The sequence below is a fragment of the Variovorax sp. PBS-H4 genome, from assembly GCF_901827205.1.
Lineage (GTDB): Bacteria > Pseudomonadota > Gammaproteobacteria > Burkholderiales > Burkholderiaceae_C > Variovorax.
The window spans coordinates 5,807,545-5,827,386 of record NZ_LR594675.1 but is presented as its reverse complement, the minus strand read 5'-3'; the positions used below and the strand labels follow the sequence as shown (position 1 = coordinate 5,827,386).

The following is a 19,842-nucleotide window of genomic DNA, read 5'->3' as shown; positions in this document are numbered from 1 at the left end:
GAGGAATGTCGGCAATGACCAAGAACGCAAAGAGTTTCCTCCCGGCCCGCCGGGGCATGAGGCACCTGCTGGCCGTGGCGGCATCCGTACTGCTGCTGGCTGCTTGTGGCACTCCGGGCCGCGCCATCGATCCGCAGGCCCAGGCTGCAGCCATGGCGGCCAAGCCTGTGGCTCCGGCCGCCGCGGATTTTCCGGCGTTGGAAACGGCCAAGTGGCAGCAGGGCGCGTTTCCCAACCTGGAGAACCTCCGCCAGGTCCAGTCCGGCATGGGCAAGGACCAGATCCGCGAGCTGCTCAGCTGGCCTCACTTTAGCGAAGGACTGTGGGGCGTCGAGGAGTGGAACTACATCTTCCACCTGCGTTCCGGCGAAGGGCCGGCCTTTGTCACCTGCCAATACATGGTGCGCTTCAACGATGCCATGGTCGTGACGGGCGCGTACTGGAAATCCGGCGAATGCGAAGCGCTGACGCGACCGGTGGTCAAGACTGCGGCGGCCAAGCCAATCGTCCAGGCTTTGCCCACCCCCCCGGCGCGACCGTTGCCGCCGCAGAAGATCAGCCTGGGCACGGATGGGTTGTTCCGGTTCGGCGGCGGCTCTGCTTCCGACCTGCAGCCGGAGGGGCGGCAGAAGATCGAACTGCTGACGCAGGAGATCCGCCGCAATTTCGCTTCGGTGAACTCGATCGTGATCATGGGTCACACCGATCGCCTGGGCAGCGCAGCCTACAACGAAGCCCTGTCGCTCGAGAGGGCGAACACGGTGCGCGATCTGATGGCCCGGGCGGGTGTCGACGAAACCCTGATCAAAGCGGTAGGCATGGGCAAGACCCGGCCCGTGGTGGATTGCCCAGGTTTTCGCAAGTCACCTGCGCTCGTGGCCTGCCTGCAACCCAACCGCCGCGTTGAGCTCGAAGTCGTCGGGGCAGTGCCGGTCGATGCAGCTGGGGTTGAAAAGTCGGCCTCGTCTTTGACCAAGCCGACTCTCGGCAGGTGAAGCATGCGGGCAGCCCGCCGGGCTGCTCTGTGCGGCTGTTGGGCATGTTCAACAGTAGCGCCCCAGTTCATTGGTGCGTACAGCGATGAGGTCGATCAGCGGCTGGCAACTGGTTTCGAATCGCTGCTCGGCGCCAATCATGGCGCCCTCTACTTCCCCGAGCGCTAGAAAGATCCCGTGTGCCAACCGCATGGGCATGGTGCGGCGATGCCCGAGGGTCTTGAGCAGGTGGCTCAGCTCCGTACGGTGAGCCAGCATCTGCTTGTGCAGATGGTTGAGACGGGCGTTGACGATGAGGGTGGCCAGCGCCTCGCCCTCCTTTGAGGCATGCTGGCGCGCACGCTCCGGCATGTTGCGAAACGTCTCGACCAAGGACCGATGATTCAGCTCGCCGGTCTCGAACATCGCAGACAGCGCACCCGACGCGGATCGACAAGGGGAAGCCATCGATGAACCATTGGCGTTCAGCGTTGGTGCTTGCAGGCGAGATCCGGACAGTGCGGCCTGCAACAGTTCGCGGGCGCTGCGTTGCTCGGACTTCGGTTGAACGTCGAGCAGCCGTTCTGGAGCGCCGATCATCAAGCCCTGCAGGTTGCGATATGCGCGCTGAAGCTGTTGCAACGTGCGCTGTGTGCTCGTCATGGTTCCGCTGCGGGCCAACTCGATGCCGACGCCCAGATCGACGAGATGGCGCCGGATCCGGACGGCCTGGCTGTACAGGTCTGGCGGTGCAGCATGACCCCCCACTGTTCTGGCACACGCACCGGAACGGAGCGATGGTGCCTCGTATTCCGGCAGCCTGGCCAGCGTGCCGCAAAAGCGCGCCACCATGCGCGCGAGCGGTTTCATTGCATCGTTGGCGATCCGGGATGGCCGGTCGGCGCTGCGGAGAGGAGCGCCCCTCAGCTGCGGGCGTTCGACGTGTTGTTGAGTTCGATCCAGCATGCGAAAAGAGGATGTCCGTTGATGATTTGGGGTGGGCCCGCGCGATAGGCCAGAAAACCTAGTTTCTGGAGCAGTCGCTCGATGCCGGGAGAGGACAGCGTCGTGATCAGACGGCTCGCGCCATGGCGAAGCGCGCAAGACTGGACTGCCTTCAGCAGACCTACGGTCGTTGGAGATGAAAACGGGCCCGACAAAACGTTGGAATGAAAGTCGATCGCCGCGAACCGCGAGAGCTCCCAGACCTCGGCGGACTGGGGCGGCGGTGCATCGCCCATCAATTGAGGGAAAACCTCGCCGAGGAGATACGGGCGGACGGTTGGGAGCAACCGCGCGACGCCGATATAGCGTCCCTTATCGCGCGCGGCCACATAGAGAGTGTCCGGACGGTCGAATTGATCGAGTTCCAAGCCGGCCTGCGTGGACAGGTCCCACCCTAGAGTTTCGACAAATACCTTGTGCCGGTATCGAGCAAGCCCGACGAGAACTTCCTCGGGTAGGTCGTGTGATGTGCCTGTCGTGAATTCCACCCTGACTCCTTGTAATGGGTGATATTTCACCCAAAGCGGAGATGGATGGGAACTACCAATGTTGGTAGGACAACCGGGCCAACCAAATAGTTAGTGGCCGGAATGGCGGGCGTATCGAAGGAGCAGGGCGGTACGTAGTGGCTCTTTCCAGGCCAGAGTGTCCACCCACTCTGCAAGGCGCTGCAGGTTGCGTTGCCACGGGAAGTCCCGCTGATTCTCGTTGATCAGCAGCACATTGGTAAAAGGGAGGCTCAGGCGAAGCCATCGGACCTGGCCTGGCATGCAGCGAATCTCCCAGTCCCAGCCCAGTGTTGCAGGCGACCCCGCTGCGTCGATCCACTCCGTGTAGCCCGTGATCGTGGTGGGTCGACCGCATGTCTGCAGCACGGGCAGGGTGGGCTCGTCGTAGATGCCCGAGATCAAATGTGTGAGCTGCAGTGTCTGCAGCGCCGGGCTCGAAAGGCGCAACAGGCCATCGGGATACACGGGTACGGGTGCATCAAGGGCAGGATCTTTCATTGAATGGATTCCGTGGCTCTCCGCAGCTGCCCGTTGCGTCCATCGCGCCGCTAGCGCGGTGGGGCTCGGCGGCCAGTCAATTCAGCATTCCGAGCATCAAGGCTCGTACGACGGCCGCGGTCTTGTTCGCAGTGCCGAGTTTGGCAGTGGCATTGCTGACATGGTAATTGACCGTGTCGGGGGAGATGGAAAGTATCTGCGCGATCTCGCCAGACGTTTTGCCGTCGGCAGTCCATTTGAGAACTTCGAGTTCGCGGCTGGTCAGGTGGACGTCCTGGACCAGGGTGGGCGTCAAAGCCTGGGTCAGCGCCAGATGCGCGACGCTGGCTAGCCATCGCATCCGCGATTCATTGGTCTCGAGTTCGTTGGCTGAAAGAGGCTCGCCCGAGCGCGCCAAGGTGAGCATGCCGACGACGCCGTTGGCGTCCAGGCTGGACTGGGCCCAGCCGACGCGCAGCCCGTAGGATTGTGCCTCCGACCATAGCTGCGGGGTAGACGCGAAAAGCCCATCGCTCCATATGACGGGAGTCCTGCTGCGCCGGCCATGCAGGACAGTGGGATCGGTGCTGACGTAGCCGGCCTCATGGTAGCGCTCGGCCCACGCGCGCGGATATTCGAACAAGGTCAGTACCTTGGGATTCGACATCGGGAACGGGAATCGAAGTCCGTAGCTGCAATAGTCGAAGCCCAGACCGCGCGCGGCGCTAATGATTTCGTCGAAGATCTTCTGCTCGCCGGGTGCAACGGCGATGATGCGCAGCAAATCTTCCTGCCAGTTCTTCATGACCCGCCTCCCCAAGGACTCTGGATCGAGAAGAGTCTGCCAGCCCCCTTGTTCCGCATGGCTGCGCGGGCAGAAATAATCACCATTTTGGAGATCTATTTGCATTTACCGGATATTGCGGCCCTGCACCGTTCTCACCTCGAGGCAGTCATCGTCGACCTCGACGGCACGATGATCGACACGCTCGGCGACTTTGTCGTGGCGCTCAATTGCATGCTTGACGAACTCGCCTTGCCCGCGATCACTGCCGATGCCATCGGCCAGATGATCGGCAAAGGCTCCGAGCACCTGATCCGCTCCGTGTTGCAGCGGGTGCGCGGCGATCGCGAAGCCGATGCAGCGCTCTTCGACGCGGCGTGGCCCCGCTATGTGCACCACTATCTCGCCATCAACGGCCAGCATGCGTCGATCTACCCCGGCGTCGTCGAAGGCTTGGCCGGGTTGCGCGCCCGCGGCTTGCGCCTGGCGTGTTTGACCAACAAGCCCATCGCCTTTGCGCGCCCACTGCTGGCGGCCAAGGGCCTGGAAGGCTACTTCGAGCATCTGTTCGGCGGCGAAGCCTTCGAGCGCAAGAAGCCTGATCCGCTTCCACTTCTCAAGACCTGCGAGGCCCTGGGCAGCGCGCCGGCGCGCACGCTGATGATCGGTGATTCGAGCAACGACGCGAAGGCGGCGCGTGCCGCCGGATGCCCCGTCGTGCTGGTCAGCTATGGCTACAACCACGGCCAGCCGGTGCGCGAGGTCGATGCCGACGGGTTTGTCGACTCGCTGGCCGAGCTCGATCGCGTGCTGGGGTCGGGTAGATGATAGTTGACAGCCGAATTGATGAAAAGTAATGTACCTCTGAGCCCGCCGCTCCCGGTGCCGGCGGCCCGAGGTCCACAACACTTTTTGCTCTATGAACATCGCGATCCTGGGCGGCGGCCATGGCTGCTATGCCGCCGCTGCCGACCTGTCTGAAGCCGGCCATTCGGTGCGCCTGTGGCGGCGTGATGCCGATGCGCTTGCGGCTGTGCGCCAGGCTGGGACCATTCGTTTGAAGGACGCCCGCGGCGCACGCGACGTGCCCATTGCGCTGGCCACTGCCGACCTGGGCGAGGCATTGCGCGGCGCCTCCCTGATCGTTCTACCCACGCCCGCCATCGCGCAGGAGGACATCGCGATGGCGATGGCGCCGCACCTGGTCGACGGCCAGGTGGTGTTCCTGCCTCCCGGCACCTTCGGCAGCTTCGTGATGGCCCGCATCGTGAGACAGGCCGGCAGCCGTGCCGATGTGGCCTGGGCCGAGACCGGCACACTGCCCTACCTGGCACGCAAGCATGGCGAGCGAGAGGTCAATGTGACGATCCGCGCGATCCGCCTGCCGACCGGCGTCTATCCGGCGCGCAAGGAAGGCGAGGCGCTGGAGGTGATCCGCCAAGCCTATCCGAGCGTGCACGGCTGCGGCGATGCGCTCTCGGGTGCCCTGATGAATGCAGGTCCGATCATTCATCCGCCGTTGATGGTGATGAACGCCGCGCCCCTGCAGCACTTCGAGCGCTGGGACATTCACAACGAAGGCACGCAGCGCGCGGTGCGCGACGTGACCGACCGGCTGGACCAGGAGCGCATCGCGGTGCGCGAGGCCTTCGGCCAAGGTGCGCCGCACTATCCGCTGGCCGACCACTACAACAACGACCAGTGGATGTACGGCGACGCCCACAAGCAGCTGGTGAAGTCGGGTGATTGGCGCGAGAACATCGACCTCTACGCCCACCGCTACATCACCGAGGACACGGAGCTGGGCCTGGCCTTCCTGGCATCCGCGGCCCGGCATGCGGGGGTGGATGCCCCGATCGCGCATGGCCTGCTGGCCATCGTCGGCGGCTTTCTGGGCCGCGACTTGCGAAAGGGCCCGCGCACTTTCGAGGCGCTGGGCTTGGCCGGCCTGACCCAGGCCGAGTTGAAGAAGAGGCTGCACGATGGCGAATGAGGCCGCAGCGCCGCGCTTCGCTGCCGTCGGCGCCGGCCGCATGGGTCGTGGCATCGCGATCGCCTTCGCGTATGCGGGCCATCGCATCGCACTGGTCGATCTGCGCGTGCGCAGCGAAGAGGCCTGGGAGGTGCTGCGCGCCGAGGCGCGTGCGGAGATCGAGGCCAGCCTCGCGGGCCTGGGACAGCTGGGCGTGCTCGATGCGGCGCAGGTGCCGGCCATCGCGGAGCGCGTCGAGCTCGTTCCTTCGGACGAAGCGCCGCGCGCGCTGGCGGCAGCCGAGTTGATCTTCGAGGGCGTGCCCGAAACACTGGATGCCAAGCGCGAGGCCTTCGAGCAGCTCAGCCGTCATTGCCGTGAGGACGCGATCCTGACCTCGACCACCAGCAGCATCCTGGTCACCCAGATTGCCGCACTGGTGGAGCGGCCTGAGCGCTTTCTCAACATGCATTGGCTCAACCCGGCCTACGTGATCCCGGTGGTGGAGCTCAGCTGCCACCCGGGCACTGCCCCCGCGGTGCTGGCACGCGCCAAGGCCTTGATGGAATCGATCGGCAAGCTGCCCGTGGTTTGCGGTCCGACGCCCGGCTATATTGTCCCGCGCCTGCAGGCGCTGGTAATGAACGAGGCCGCGCGAATGGTCGAGGAAGGCGCCGCGACTGCCGAGGAGATCGACAAGGCCACGCGCTTCGGACTTGGCCTTCGCTTCGCCGCGCTCGGCGTGGTGGAGTTCATCGACTTCGGCGGCGCCGACATCCTGCACCACGCGAGCCGCGAGATGTCGGGGTCGATCGATTCCGCCCGCTACGCCGCGCCCGCCATCCTCGACCGAATGATGGAAGAGGGCCGCCTGGGCCTGAAGAGCGGCAGCGGCTTCTACGACTACGCCGGCCGCGACCTCGGCGCCTACCGGCGCGACGTGCTGGCGCGCACCCTGGGCATGCTGAAGCACGCCGGGCTCTGGCGGCCGCCGGCCGAGCGGACGCAGTCATGACAAAGATCCGCCGCGCCTTCGCCGATCTGTCCGTCGGGCAGGTCCATTACGCGAGCTGCGGCGATCCGCGCGGCGAGACGGTGCTGTTGCTGCACCAGTCGCCGCGCAGCTGGGCCGAATACCGGCACGTCCTGCCGCTGATCGGACGGCGCTTCCGGGCCGTGGCGATGGACACGGCGGGCTTCGGCGAATCCGACGACGGCGGCGTACCGGCCAGCATCGAGCAATGGGCGCGCGTGGCAATCGAGCTGATCGATGCGCTCGGCATTGCTCGCACGCACGTGGTAGGCCACCACACCGGCGGAGTGATCGCGGTCGAACTGGCGAGCACCTTCGCAGCGCGCGTGCATGGGCTGGTGCTGTCGTCGACGCCGTACACCGACGCGGGCTTCCGCCGCGCCCGGGCCGAGCGCCCGCCTATCGACGAAGTGGCGATCAGCGGCGACGGCAGCCATCTTTCAGCCTTGTGGCAAAAGCGGCAGGGTTTCTATCCGCCCGCGCGGCCCGAATTGCTGGAGGCTTTCGTGCTGGACGCGCTCAAGGTGAGCGGCCGGATGGAAGACGGACACCGCGCCGTGGCCTCGTATCGCATGGAAGAGCGCATCGCGAAAGTCCGGCAGCCCACGCTGATCCTGCGCGCAACCGACGATCCTTTCGCCGCCCCACATGCGAAGGAGTTGAAGGCGCATCTGCCGCAGGCCCGCGTCGTCGACATCGAAGGCGGCATGGTGCCGCTGCCCGACCAGATGCCCGAAGCATTCGCGAACGCAGTGGTCGGTTTCCTGGAGACGCTGCCATGAAGGCGGTGCGCATCGCGGCCTTCAATGCGTCGCCGGTGCTCGAGCAATTGCCCGATCCGCAGCCGCGTGCCGGCCGCACGATCGTGCGCATGGCCGCAGCCACCGTCGGCCATATCGACCGCACGGTCTGGAGCGGCGCCTTTCTCAGGCATCCGCCGCTGCCCTACGTTCCTGGCGTGGAGGCGGCCGGAACCGTCGTCGCGAGCGGAACCTACGCGACAGGCCAGCGCGTGTGGGTGCGCGGCAGCGGCTTGGGCACGATGGAGAACGGCACCTGGTGCGAGTTGATCGACGCGCCCGACGAGGCATTGGGCCTGCTGCCTGACGGGCTCGACATGGCACTCGGCGCGGCATTTTTCTCCCCCTGCACATCGGCCTGGGTCGCGCTGCACGAGGTCGCGAAACTGCAGGCGGGCGAGCGCGTGCTGGTGACCGGCGCCACCGGCGCGGTGGGATCGATGACGGTACAACTGGCGCGCGAGGCCGGCGCCATTGTGCTCACGCGTGCCGATGAAGTCTTGCAGCAACCGCCCGTGGACCTGCTGGTCGACACTGTCGGCGGGCCGGTACTGGAGGCTGCGCTGCCTGGCGTCGCCCCCGGCGGCCGCGCGGTGCTGGTGGGCTACACAGCCGGCAACACACTGCCCTTGAACATCGCCCATTTCCTGCAGCGCGACGTGGCGCTGCTGCCGCTCAACATGTTCCGGCGCGAAGTGGCGGGTCGTGCCGCCGTGCCTCAACTGCTGGCGCGGTTGGCGGACGGGAGGCTGACGCTGCAAGTCCAGCGCTTCGCGCTCGGTGAGGCTGCCGCGGCACTCGAATGGATCACCCAGCGGGGGCACCGGGGCCGGGCGGTGCTGGTGCCCTGACGGAGTGCCCGACGGCGGGATCTGTCACACCTGTCCTGCCGGACGCTGGCGCTGGCCCGTCCGCAGGCCGCTATTGCTCATCCTCCGCCTCTTCGGCCTCGCCCGCGGCGCTGGCGTGCAGCTCGATCATCTGCCGCAGGGTCGTCTTCAACTCCTCCGCCCGAAGCAGGCCGAAGGGCTCGAGCACGCGCCGCTCATGTTCCAGCGCCAGCTCCATCAACCGCTCCACCGTCTTGGCGCCCTTGCGGGTGATGCGCACCAGCGTGACGCGCCGGTCACTGTCGTGGGGCAGGCGCTCGACCTGGCCCTTGGACTCCATGCGGTCCAGCAGGCGGGTGACCGTCGGCTGCTTGGTCACCGTGACCTGCGCCAGTTGGCCGATGCTGATGGGCTCCCCACCTGCCAGCGACGCCATCACCCGCCATTCCGACACGGAGAAGCCGTGCTGGCGCGCCACCACGTGGAACTCCGACGAGATCAACTGGCTGGCCTGCGCCAGCAGCGCAGGCAGGTAGTCGTCGACGAAGCGCAAGGCCTTCTTCCTAGAAGCGGCCGTGCCCATGAAGCACCCCCTCTGCGAAGGCGGGCACGCAGCTTGCGTGTCTAGGGTTATTCATGATTGTGGATACATTCACTTGTAAACATTATAGAGACCGTGCGATAAAGCGGCACCCACGCCGATACGGGAAAGAAACAAGCCATGGCTGAGCGATCGTTCGTCGAGGAAGTAAAGAAGCTCCGGCTCGCCGAGGGCGAAGTGTTCCGGGGTGAAGGCATTCTGGCAGTCACGAAGGCGCTGCTCGAATCGGGGGTTTCCTATGTGGCCGGCTACCAGGGCGCGCCGATCTCGCACCTGATGGACGTGCTGGCCGATGCGCAGGACATCCTGGCCGAGCAGGGCATCCGCTTCGAGAACAGCGCGAGCGAGGCAACGGCCGCGGCCACGCTGGCAGCGTCGGTCAACTATCCGCTGCGCGGCGCCGTCACCTTCAAGGCGACGGTGGGCACCAACGTGGCGTCCGACGCGCTGGCCAACCTGGCCTCGGGCGGCGTCACCGGCGGCGCACTGGTCATCGTGGGCGAGGACTACGGCGAGGGCTCCTCGATCATGCAGGAGCGCAGCCACGCCTTCGCGATGAAGTCGCAGATCTGGCTGCTCGATCCGCGCCCCAACCTGCCCTCCATCGTCGAGGCGGTGAAGAAGGGCTTCGAGCTGTCCGAAGCCAGCCACACGCCGGTGATGCTGCAACTGCGCATCCGGGCCTGCCATGTGCATGGGCACTTCGTGGCCGGTGCCAACCGGCGTCCCACGTTCACCCTGAAGGACGCGCTGGAGAACCCGCAGCGCGATGTCAGCCGCATCGTGCTGCCGCCCGCCAGCTTCATGCACGAGCAGGAAAAGGTGAAGGAACGCTGGCCCGCCGCGCTGCGCTTCATCGAGGAGCACAAGCTCAACGAGTTCTTCTCGGAAGACGCAGACGACATCGGCATCATCGTGCAGGGCGGCAGCTACAACACGCTGCTGCGCGCGCTCGAACGGCTGGGCCTGGCCGATGTGTATGGCAACACGCAAGTGCCGCTCTACGTGATGAACGTGGCCTACCCGCTGGTCGACAACGAGGTGCTGCGCTTCTGTGAAGGCAAGCGCGCGGTGCTGGTGGTGGAAGAGGGCCAGCCCAACTTCGTCGAGCAGAACCTCGCGACCATCCTGCGCCAGGCTGGCTCCACCACCGCGCTCCATGGCAAGGACATGTTGCCCGTGGCCGGCGAATACACCGCGGCCGAACTGCTCAAGGGCGCACGCGCCTTCGGCGAGCGCTATGGGCGGCTGCAGCCCCTGCCGGTCCCGGCGGCGGTGCGCAAGGTGATCCCGCTCAAGGAAGTGGCCGAAATCGGCGTCGACAACGCGCCGGAGCCGGCCCTGCCGCTGGGCGACAGCGTGCACGCCCGCCCGCCGGGCTTTTGCACCGGCTGCCCCGAGCGCCCGATCTTCAGCGCGATGAAGCTGGTGGAGCGCGAGCTCGGCCCGCATCACGTGAGCGCCGACATCGGCTGCCATCTGTTCTCCATCCTGCCGCCCTTCAACATCGGCAACACCACCATGGGCTACGGCCTGGGCGGCGCCGGCGCATCCGCGCTCAATGCGCCTGCAGGCAAGCGCGCGATCTCGATGATGGGTGACGGCGGCTTCTGGCACAACGGGCTGACCAGCGGCGTGGCCAATGCCGTCTTCAACCAGAGCGACAACCTGACCATCGTCGTCGACAACAACTACACCTCGGCCACCGGCGGGCAGGACATCCTGTCGTCGAAGGCGCAGAACGCGACGCGCAGCACCGGCCACGCCATCGAGCGCGCGGTGCGCGGCGTGGGCGTTCAATGGGTGCGCACGATGCGCCGCACCTACGACGTCGCGGGCATGCGCGATGTCATCAAGGAGGCACTCACGACGAAGCAGAAGGGGCCCAAGGTCCTGATCGCGCAATCGGAGTGCATGCTCAACAAGCAGCGCCGCGAGAAGCCGCTGGTGCGCAAGGCGATCGCCGAAGGCAAGCGCATGGTTCGCGACAAGTTCGGGGTCGACGAGGACACCTGCACCGGCGACCATTCCTGCATCCGCCTTTCGGGCTGCCCCTCGCTCTCGATCAAGGCCAATCCTGATCCGCTGCGCACCGATCCGGTCGCGACCGTGCTCGACAGCTGCGTGGGCTGCGGCAACTGCGGCGACGTCTCGCATGCAGCGGTGCTGTGCCCCTCGTTCTACAAGGCCCAGATCGTCAGCAACCCGACCGGCTGGGACCGCTTGCGCGAGCGTGTGCGCGCGGGCGTGATCGGCTGGCTGCAGCGCGGCGAGGCCAGGCGCCGCGCAGCCTATGCGTTCTGATCCGATGACCATGACACAGCCCATCAAGATTGCAATACTTGCCATGGGGGGCGAGGGCGGCGGCGTGCTGGCCGACTGGATCGTCGACATGGGCGAGGTCAACGGCTACGTGGCGCAGACGACCTCGGTGCCCGGCGTTGCCCAGCGCACCGGCGCAACCATCTACTACGTCGAGCTGTACCCCGAGGCGCAGGCCGAGGCCGACGGCGGCCGGCCCGTGCTGGCGCTGATGCCGCTGCCCGGCGATGTGGATGTGGTGCTCGCCTCGGAACTGATGGAAGCCGGGCGCGCCGTGCAGCGCGGGCTGGTCACGAAGGACCGCAGCACGCTGATCGCCTCGACCCATCGCGTGTATTCCATCGCCGAGAAGAGCGCCATGGGCGATGGCCGGGTCGACAGCGCCGAACTGCTGGCGCATGCCGAACAGGCGGCCAAGCGCTTCATCCGTTTCGACATGGCGCAGGCTGCCGAAGCTGTTGGCAGCGTCATCAGTGCCGTGCTCTTCGGCGCGCTGGCCGGTGCGGGCGTGCTGCCTTTCAGCCGCGCCCAGTTCGAGGACACCATCGAGCGCGGCGGCGTAGGCGTGAAGCCCAGCCTGAAGGCTTTCGGCGTCGGCTTTGCACGGGCCCAGGGCGCGGGCGAGCACGACAAGCCGGTGCCGGCTTCCGCTGCCGAACCCCAGCCTCGCCACCCCGAAGTGCGCGCCCTGGTCGAACGCGTTCAGCGCGACTTCGTGCCGGCGCTGCATCCCGTGCTGTTCGAGGGCGTGCGGCGCCTGATCGACTACCAGGACCCGGACTACGCCGGTCTCTACCTCGACCGCATGGCCGCGGTCGCCGCGCTGCCCTCCGGCGCAGACCACCGCCTGCAGCGCGAGACCGCGCGCCACCTCGCGCTGTGGATGTCCTACGAGGACACGGCCCGCGTCGCCGCGCTCAAGACCCGCGCGTCGCGCTTCGATCGCGTGCGCGGCGAGGCCGGCGTGCAGGAAGGGCAGCTGCTGGCCATCAACGAGTACATGCATCCGCGGCTGCAGGAGATCTGCGAGACCCTGCCCGGCGGGCTCGGCCGCTGGCTGATGGGTTCGGGCTGGCCGCGCCGCCTGGTGGAGCGCATGACCCGCAAGGGCCGCGTCGTTCGCACCAGCTCGCTGAGCGGCTACCTGATGCTCTGCGCCGTCGCCGCGACCAGGCGCTGGCGCCGCACCACCACGCGCTATGCCGAGGAGAACCGCCGCATCGAGGAATGGCTGCAGCGCATCGCAGGCACGGCCGCGCAGCACCCCGAACTGGCGATCGAGCTCGCGCAGTGCCAGCGCCTGGTCAAGGGCTACAGCGACACGCACGAACGCGGCGTGCGCAACTACGACACGCTGATGGCCGCCTTCCAGCGGGCGGGCAGCCGCATGGCACCAGCCACCCTGCGCGAGCTGCGCGACGCGGCGCTGGCCGACGAACAGGGCCACCAGTTGCGCGCCATGCTGGTACGGCATGCGCTGGCCTGAATGGCCGTGAATACACGAGAGAGGCACGCATGACTTCCACACTCCAACTGCGCGTCGCAGAGGCCTGCGAGCTGAACCCGCTGATCCGCATGTTCGTGCTGCGCGCCGACGACGACCGTGCGCTGCCGGGCTACAGCGCGGGCGCCCATATTCGTGTGCAGGTCGAGCTGCCGGACGGCTCGAAGGACTGGCGCCACTACTCGCTGATCAACTTCGGGACCGAGCGCAATGCGACGAATGCGCCCAACCGCTACGTGATCGCCGTGCGCAAGGAAGACGAAGGCCGTGGCGGCTCGCGCTTCATGCACGAGCAGCTGAAGCAGGGAGACCTGCTCACCCTCGAGCCGCCGAAGAACGACTTCCCGCTGCACACCGGTCCCGGTGGCACGGTGCTGATCGCAGGCGGCATCGGCATCACGCCGCTGGCCAGCATGGCCGCGCGCCGGCGGGCCGAAGGCGCACCCGTGCGATTGCACTATGCCGGCCGCAGCCGCGAGCTGATGGCGTTCCTGCCCGAGCTGCGGACCTTGCTGCGCGATGACCTGCGCGTGCACGCCGATGCCGATGCCGGCGGTCCGCTGGACATCGACGCGGTGCTCGACGAGGTGCCCGCCGGAGACCGGCTCTACGTCTGCGGTCCCAAGGTCATGCTCGACGCCGTGCTCGCCCGCACCCAGGCGCGCGGCTGGGAACACGACCGCGTGCACTTCGAGCTGTTCACCACGCCAGTCGCGGAGGCGGGCGACCAGCCCATCGAGGTGGAGCTCGCCCAGTCGGGTCAGCGCTTTACGGTGCCCGCGGATCAGAGCATCCTCGACTGCCTGATCGAGCATGGCTGCGACCCGCTCTACGACTGCAAGCGCGGGGAATGCGGCGTGTGCGCGACGCCAGTGCTCGAAGGCGAGATCGACCACCGCGACTACGTGCTGAGCGCGCGCGAGAAGGCCGAGGGCAATGTCATGCAGATCTGCATCTCGCGCGCCAAGGGCCCGCGGCTGGTGCTGGACATGTGAAGGAGAGCACGAGAATGACTTCGTACCGAGGCAATCCCGAGGCCGTGCGCGCCCTGGTCCAAAACGACCGGGTGCACCGCGACCTGTACATCAGCCAGGAGCTGTTCGAGCTGGAACAGGAGCACTTCTTCGCCAACACCTGGAACTACGTCGGCCACGAAAGCCAGCTGCCCAGGCCCGGCGACTACATCAGCAACGAGGTCGGCGGCTGCCCGATCATCGTGGTGCGCCACGGCGATGGCACGTTGCGCGCGATGATGAACCGCTGCGCCCACAAGGGCTCGCGCCTGGTGAGCGCGCCCTGCGGCAACACCGGCAAGTTCTTCCGCTGCCCCTACCACGCCTGGACCTTCAAGACCGACGGGTCGCTGCTTGCCATTCCTCTGAAGAACGGCTACGAGGGCACGCAGCTGCACGAATGCGAATCGGCCAAGGGACTCACCACCATTCGCAACGTGCGCAGCCACCGCGGCTTCATCTTCGTCAAGATCAACGACGTCGGCCCGGACTTCGAGACGTACTTCGGCGACTCGCTGAGCTCCATCGACAACATGGCCGACCGCTCGCCCGAGGGCGAGCTGGAGATTGCCGGCGGCTGCCTGCGCTTCATGCACCAGTGCAACTGGAAGATGTTCGTCGAGAACCTCAACGACACCATGCATCCGATGGTCGCCCACGAGTCCTCGGCCGGCACCGCCAAGCGAATGTGGTCCGACAAGCCGGCCGACGAGCCCAAGCCCATGGCCATCGAGCAGTTCGTGCCCTTCATGTCGGACTACAAGTTCTTCGAGGACATGGGCATCCGGACCTACGACAACGGCCATAGCTTCACCGGCGTGCACTTCAGCATCCACAGCAAGTACAAGGCGATCCCCGGATACGACGACGCGATGAAGGCCAGGTATGGCGAGGAGCGCACCGCGCAGATCCTCGGCATGGCGCGCCACAACACGGTGTACTACCCCAACCTCACGATCAAGGGTGCGATCCAGGCGATCCGCGTGGTCAAGCCGATCGCGGCCGACAAGACGCTGATCGAGAGCTGGACCTTTCGCCTGAAGGGCGCGCCACCCGAGCTGCTGCAGCGCACCGCCATGTACAACCGACTGATCAACTCGCCTTTCTCGGTGGTCGGGCACGATGACCTGCAGGCCTACCGCGGCATGCAGGCCGGCCTGCATGCGACCGGCAACGAGTGGGTCAGCCTGCACCGCAACTACGATCCCGAGGAGCTGAAGGGCGGCGAAATCACCACCGGCGGCACCAACGAGCTGCCGATGCGCAATCAGTACCGAAGCTGGGCCCGCTACATGACGGAGACCATGTGATGAGCAGCAGCCTCGCACGCCAGGACCTGATCGACTTCGTCGTGCACGAGTGCCGCCTGCTCGATGCCAAACGCTACGAGGAATGGAACGCACTATTCTCCGACGATGCCTACTACTGGGTACCGGCCACGCCGGACCAGGAGGACGGCCTCAACCATTGCTCGCACCTCTACGAGGACAAGCTCTTGCGCGATCTGCGCATCGAGCGCCTGCAGAGCCCGCGCGCTTTCTCGCAGCAGCCGCCGAGCCGCTGCCATCACCTGCTGCAGACGCCCACGGTCGAAGTGTTCGACGAGGCCGGCAACACCTTCGTGGTGCGCACCGAGTTCCACTACACCGAATCGCAGGGCGACGAGCTGCAGTTCTATGTCGGCACCTTCTTCCACTACCTGACGCAGGAGGACGGGCAACTGCGCATGACGCTCAAGCGCGTGAACCTGCTCAACTGCGACGCGGCGCTGCCGGCCGTGCAGCTCTTCATCTAGGGACGCGATGCATACGACGGTCCATCAATGCTTCGCAGCCACCGCCGCGCGCACGCCGGATGCGGAGTTCCTGTTCACCGAGTCGGTTACCGCCCATGCCTACGGCATTGAACCCGGCGCGATTCGCTGGGGCGAGGCTGCGGCGGAGGTCGAACGCCTGCGCCGGGCCTACTCGGCCGCCGGATGGGGCCATGGCCATCGCGTCGGCCTGCTGCTGGAGAACCGTCCCGCGTTCCTGCTGCACTGGTTCGCGCTCAACGCACTGGGCGCGAGCGTGGTGCCGATCAATGCCGAGATGCGTTCGGCAGAGCTGGTCTACCTGATCGGCCACAGCGAGATCGGCCTGGCCGTGACCTTGCCCGAGCGCGCGGCCGACCTGCGCGCCGCGGCGGCACAGGCCGGCACCGACTTCCAGACGATGGGGCCGGAAGACGTGGTGCCGCCCGCCGGCAAGGCGCCGCCGCGCCCTCATGAAGCGATCGGCCCCGAGACCGAATGCGCGCTGCTCTACACCTCCGGCACCACCGGGCGGCCCAAGGGCTGCATCCTGAGCAACGCCTACTTCCTGCGCGCGGGCGAGTGGTACGCGTCACTCGACGGCGTCTGCGCCATCCGCCCCGATGCCGAGCGGGTGATCACGCCGCTGCCGCTGAATCACATGAACGCGATGGCCTTCTCGACGATGGTCGTGCTGGTGGCGGGCGGCTGCCTGGTTCAACTGGACCGCTTTCATCCGAAGAGCTGGCTCGCGAGTGCGCGCGAGAGCCGCGCCACCATCGTCCACTACCTGGGCGTGATGCCGGCGATGCTGCTGTCCGCGCCCGAATCGGCTGCCGACAAGGACCACGCGATCCGTTGGGGCTTCGGCGCCGGAGTGGACCGCAAGAACCACGCGCCCTTCGAGGCCCGCTTCGGCTTTCCGCTGGTCGAGGCCTGGGCCATGACCGAGACCGGGGCCGGTGCCTGCATCATGGCCAACCGCGAGCCGCGCCAGGTGGGCACGAGCTGCTTCGGCCGGCAGCAGGACTATGTCGAGGTCCGGCTGGTGGACGACGAAGGACACGAAGCGACCGCCGGCATGCCCGGCGAGCTGCTGGTGCGCTCCGCAGGCAGCGACCCGCGCCGCTACTTCTTCTCCGGCTACCTGAAGGACGAGGAGGCCACGCGCGAAGCCTGGGCCGATGGCTGGTTTCACACCGGCGACCTGGTGCGGCGCGATGCCGAGGGCAACTTCTTCTTCGTCGACCGCAAGAAGAACGTGATCCGGCGCAGCGGCGAGAACATCTCGGCAGTGGAGGTGGAGAGTGTGCTGAACCAGCATCCGGCAGTGAAGACCTCGGCCGTGGCCGCGACGCCCGATACCGTGCGCGGCGACGAAGTGCTGGCCTGCATCGTGCTGCGCGATGGCGTGGACGCCTCGGAGCGCCATCACATCGCAGGCAGCATCGTCGAGCATGCGCTGGCGCAGCTCGCTTACTACAAGGCCCCGGGCTATGTGGCCTTCGTCGACGCGTTGCCGCTCACGGCCTCGCAGAAGATCCAGCGCGGCCAGCTGCGCGAGCTGGCCCAGGCATTGCCCGGCCAGCCGCATTGCGTCGACACCCGTGCGATGAAGAAGAGGCTGCCATGAAGGCGAAGAGCAAAGCAGTGCGATGCACGGAGGTTGCTCGATGAGCAAGCGGCTGTCCTACGAAGGCGTCGCGGTGGCGGTCCCCGTCACCGTGCCCTATCTGCGCTATTCCACCCGCAGCGCGCATTGGTTCATCGGCCAGGCGCTGGAGGCGCTGGTCAAGGCCAGCGGCGTTGCCAAGGAAGAGATCGACGGCCTGAGCCTCAGCAGCTTCTCGCTTGCGCCCGATACGGCGGTCGGCGTGACGCAGCACCTGGGCCTGTCGCCGCGCTGGCTCGACCACATGCCCACCGGCGGCGCTTCGGGCGTGATGTGCCTGCGCCGCGCCGCGCGCGCCGTGCAGTCGGGCGACGCCGACATCGTCGCCTGCGTGGGGGCCGATACCAACCACGTCGACTCGTTCCGCTTGACGCTCGGCAGCTTCAGCAACTTCGCGCGCGACGCGAGCTACCCCTACGGCTCGGGCGGGCCGAATTCGATCTTCGCGATGATCACCGCCAACTACATGCGCACGTTCGGCGCGAAGCGCGAGGACTTCGGCCGCATCGCGGTGGACCAGCGCACCAATGCGCTCGGCAACGCAAACGCCGTGTTCAAGAAGCCGCTCACGCTGGACGAATACATGGAGGCACGGCCGATCTCCGATCCGATCCACCTGTTCGACTGCGTGATGCCGTGTGCCGGCGCCGACGCTTTCCTCGTGATGAGCGAGGCCCGTGCCCGCGACCTTGGACTGGCGCACGTCGTGATCCGCGGCGCCATCGAGCGCCACAATGCCTATGCCGAAGACCCGGTGATGGTCCAGGGGGGCTGGCGCAAGGACCGGGACGATCTGTACGCCCAGGCCGGCGTGAAGCCGGCCGAGCTGGACTTCGTCCAGACCTACGACGACTATCCGGTGATAGTGATGATGCAGTTCGAGGACCTCGGCTTCTGCGAAAAGGGCGAAGGCCCGGAATTCGTGCGCGCCAACACCATGACCTTCGACGGCAGCTTCCCCAACAACACCAGCGGTGGCCAGCTCTCGGCGGGCCAGGCGGGCGCGGCCGGCGGCTTCCTCGGCATGGTGGAAGCGATCCGCCAGCTCACCGATACAGCCGGCCCGCGTGCGGTGCCCGACGCCCAGCTGGGCCTGGTCGCGGGCTTCGGCATGGTCACCTACGACCGCTGCCTGTGCACGGGCGCGGTGATCCTGGGGAGACCCGAATGAACAACCCCCACGTTTGCCGCTGCGCGGTTGCACTGCCCCCCGAGGGGGCCGCGCGCCTGCCTTGGGGCGGCCCGGCGGAGGCGCGATGACCATGCCCCTGATGCGCCCCAAGCGCAAGAACCCGATCCTGCGCACGCGGCAGATGAACCTGCCGCCCGGCTCTCGCGGCCGTGTCGCGCTGGGCATGACGGCCGCCGCCGCCGAAGGCCGCTTCGAGCTGCAGACCTGCAAGGACTGCGGCACGGTGCAGTACCCGCCGCGCGAGGCCTGCCACAAGTGCCTCTCCCCGCGGCTGAACTGGCGCGAGCAGACCGGCGAGGGCGAGCTCATCAGCAGCACCACGCTGCACCACAGCAACGACCTGTTCTTCCGCGAGCGCCTGCCCTGGCGCCTGGGCCTGGTGCATCTCGACACCGGCCCGACGCTGATGGTCCACCTGCATGGCGAGGTCGGCGATGCACCGGCCCGCGTGCGCGTGGGCGCGCGCCTGGACCGCGCGGGACAGGCTGTCCTCATTGGATTTCCGAACGAAGGGAGTGCCCATATGGCCGACGACAAGATGCTGCGCGAGATGACCAGCGACCCGAAATTCCGCAAGGCCCTGGTGACCGACGGCAAGACCCCCGTGGGCCAGGCCCTGGTGCGCGCCCTGGTGAAGGCCGGCGCCGACATCGTCTGGGTCGGCCATGCCGAGCCCTGGAAGAAGCTCGGTGGCATGGAAGACATCACGGCGCTGCCGCAGGTGACGCTGGTGCCGCTGGACCTGACCAATGGCCGCTCGGTCAGCGAGCTGGCCGGCGAGATCGGCGGCAAGGTCGACATCGTGATCAACAACGCCGAAGTGCACCGGACCTTCGGCATCGGCGCGCGCCGCGGCACCGACGTGGCCAAGGCCGAGATGGACATCAACTATTTCGGCTTCCTCCGGCTGGCGCAGGAGTTCGGCCCCGCGCTCAAGGGCCGCTCGGCCGATGGCGTGACCAGCGCCACGGCGTGGGTCAACCTGCTGTCGATCTACGCGCTCGCGAACTTCCCGCCGCACGGGACCTTCAGCGCCTCGAAAGCGGCGGCGTATTCGCTGGCGCAATGCCTGCGCGCCGAGATGCGGCCGGCCGGCATCCGCGTAGTCAATGTGTTCCCGGGGCCGATCGACGACGAGTGGAACCAGCACATGCCGCCGCCGAAAGTGACGCCCGGCGCACTCGCCAATGCGATCGTCAAGGCGCTGCGCGAAGGGCTCGAGGACGTGTACCCGGGCGACGTCGCGCAGGAATGGCTGGAGCGCTGGCGCGACAACCCCAAGGTGCTGGAGCGCGAGCTCGCAGCCGGAGGATGAAGCTCGCCCCCAGGTTGGCTCACTTCGTGTAGCCGCCCTGCGTGCTG

The 19,842-nt window shown here is 66.9% G+C and carries 19 protein-coding genes; 14 read left to right on the top strand and 5 right to left on the bottom strand.

Translation table 11 applies throughout. The annotated features are described in order from the left end of the window. The first annotated feature begins 5 nt into the window (after positions 1 to 5). Entirely contained in the window at positions 6 to 995 is a 990-nt protein-coding gene (locus E5CHR_RS27810) for an OmpA family protein (protein WP_232062214.1), read from the top strand. Positions 996 to 1,043: 48 nt separating this feature from the next. On the opposite strand, the gene E5CHR_RS27805 is transcribed toward E5CHR_RS27810, so the two are convergent. The 4 genes from E5CHR_RS27805 to E5CHR_RS27790 form a co-directional block, all read right to left on the bottom strand. After that, complete coding sequence (locus tag E5CHR_RS27805) at positions 1,044 to 1,844, bottom strand: hypothetical protein (protein ID WP_162583013.1); 801 nt, start codon at positions 1,842 to 1,844, stop codon at positions 1,044 to 1,046. A gap of 53 nt (positions 1,845 to 1,897) precedes the next feature. Next, positions 1,898 to 2,467, bottom strand: coding sequence for an acyl-homoserine-lactone synthase (locus tag E5CHR_RS27800; RefSeq protein WP_162583012.1), 570 nt, complete (start codon positions 2,465 to 2,467; stop codon positions 1,898 to 1,900). Between the two features lie 90 nt (positions 2,468 to 2,557). After that, entirely contained in the window at positions 2,558 to 2,986 is a 429-nt protein-coding gene (locus E5CHR_RS27795; protein WP_162583011.1) for a DUF4902 domain-containing protein, read from the bottom strand. 76 nt (positions 2,987 to 3,062) lie between these two features. Further along, positions 3,063 to 3,770: an autoinducer binding domain-containing protein gene (locus E5CHR_RS27790; RefSeq protein WP_162583010.1), complete on the bottom strand. Its 708-nt coding sequence runs from the start codon at positions 3,768 to 3,770 to the stop codon at positions 3,063 to 3,065. Between the two features lie 114 nt (positions 3,771 to 3,884). Here E5CHR_RS27790 and E5CHR_RS27785 point away from each other — a divergent pair, with 114 nt between their 5' ends. From E5CHR_RS27785 to E5CHR_RS27765, 5 genes are all read left to right on the top strand, one after another. Then, positions 3,885 to 4,577, top strand: coding sequence for a phosphoglycolate phosphatase (locus E5CHR_RS27785; RefSeq protein WP_443083129.1), 693 nt, complete (start codon positions 3,885 to 3,887; stop codon positions 4,575 to 4,577). A gap of 91 nt (positions 4,578 to 4,668) precedes the next feature. After that, positions 4,669 to 5,742 (top strand): NAD/NADP-dependent octopine/nopaline dehydrogenase family protein, encoded by a 1,074-nt coding sequence (locus E5CHR_RS27780; protein ID WP_162583008.1) that lies wholly within the window; start codon positions 4,669 to 4,671, stop codon positions 5,740 to 5,742. Then, complete coding sequence (locus E5CHR_RS27775) at positions 5,732 to 6,736, top strand: 3-hydroxybutyryl-CoA dehydrogenase (RefSeq protein WP_162583007.1); 1,005 nt, start codon at positions 5,732 to 5,734, stop codon at positions 6,734 to 6,736. The genes E5CHR_RS27780 and E5CHR_RS27775 overlap by 11 nt, the downstream gene beginning before the upstream one ends. Continuing rightward, positions 6,733 to 7,536, top strand: a complete 804-nt coding sequence (locus tag E5CHR_RS27770) for an alpha/beta fold hydrolase (protein ID WP_162583006.1) — start codon at positions 6,733 to 6,735, stop codon at positions 7,534 to 7,536. Before E5CHR_RS27775 ends, E5CHR_RS27770 begins: the two co-directional genes overlap by 4 nt. Then, on the top strand, positions 7,533 to 8,405 hold the full coding sequence (locus E5CHR_RS27765; RefSeq protein WP_162583005.1) for a quinone oxidoreductase family protein: 873 nt from the start codon (positions 7,533 to 7,535) through the stop codon (positions 8,403 to 8,405). Before E5CHR_RS27770 ends, E5CHR_RS27765 begins: the two co-directional genes overlap by 4 nt. A 70-nt stretch (positions 8,406 to 8,475) precedes the next feature. Here the strand turns inward: E5CHR_RS27765 and E5CHR_RS27760 are convergent, their stop codons facing one another. Continuing rightward, entirely contained in the window at positions 8,476 to 8,967 is a 492-nt protein-coding gene (locus E5CHR_RS27760; protein WP_162583004.1) for a MarR family winged helix-turn-helix transcriptional regulator, read from the bottom strand. Between the two features lie 138 nt (positions 8,968 to 9,105). Here E5CHR_RS27760 and E5CHR_RS27755 point away from each other — a divergent pair, with 138 nt between their 5' ends. The 8 genes from E5CHR_RS27755 to E5CHR_RS27720 all read left to right on the top strand — a co-directional run bounded on the left by E5CHR_RS27755 (position 9,106) and on the right by E5CHR_RS27720 (position 19,795). Further along, positions 9,106 to 11,289: a thiamine pyrophosphate-dependent enzyme gene (locus E5CHR_RS27755; RefSeq protein WP_162583003.1), complete on the top strand. Its 2,184-nt coding sequence runs from the start codon at positions 9,106 to 9,108 to the stop codon at positions 11,287 to 11,289. A 10-nt stretch (positions 11,290 to 11,299) separates the two neighbouring features. Further along, a complete protein-coding gene (locus E5CHR_RS27750; RefSeq protein WP_443083101.1) occupies positions 11,300 to 12,793 on the top strand; it encodes an indolepyruvate oxidoreductase subunit beta family protein in 1,494 nt (497 codons plus the stop codon). Between the two features lie 29 nt (positions 12,794 to 12,822). Beyond that, positions 12,823 to 13,806, top strand: a complete 984-nt coding sequence (locus tag E5CHR_RS27745) for a PDR/VanB family oxidoreductase (RefSeq protein WP_162583002.1) — start codon at positions 12,823 to 12,825, stop codon at positions 13,804 to 13,806. 14 nt (positions 13,807 to 13,820) lie between these two features. Then, entirely contained in the window at positions 13,821 to 15,134 is a 1,314-nt protein-coding gene (locus E5CHR_RS27740; RefSeq protein WP_162583001.1) for an aromatic ring-hydroxylating dioxygenase subunit alpha, read from the top strand. Beyond that, a complete protein-coding gene (locus E5CHR_RS27735) occupies positions 15,134 to 15,619 on the top strand; it encodes an aromatic-ring-hydroxylating dioxygenase subunit beta (protein ID WP_174255757.1) in 486 nt (161 codons plus the stop codon). The genes E5CHR_RS27740 and E5CHR_RS27735 overlap by 1 nt, the downstream gene beginning before the upstream one ends. A 7-nt stretch (positions 15,620 to 15,626) precedes the next feature. Beyond that, on the top strand, positions 15,627 to 17,249 hold the full coding sequence (locus E5CHR_RS27730) for an AMP-binding protein (protein WP_162582999.1): 1,623 nt from the start codon (positions 15,627 to 15,629) through the stop codon (positions 17,247 to 17,249). Positions 17,250 to 17,289: 40 nt separating this feature from the next. After that, positions 17,290 to 18,459, top strand: a complete 1,170-nt coding sequence (locus E5CHR_RS27725) for a thiolase family protein (protein WP_162582998.1) — start codon at positions 17,290 to 17,292, stop codon at positions 18,457 to 18,459. Between the two features lie 85 nt (positions 18,460 to 18,544). Then, the gene (locus E5CHR_RS27720; RefSeq protein WP_162582997.1) at positions 18,545 to 19,795 is read left to right on the top strand and encodes an SDR family NAD(P)-dependent oxidoreductase; all 1,251 of its coding nucleotides are present in this window, start codon (positions 18,545 to 18,547) and stop codon (positions 19,793 to 19,795) included. The last annotated feature ends 47 nt before the right edge of the window (positions 19,796 to 19,842 follow it).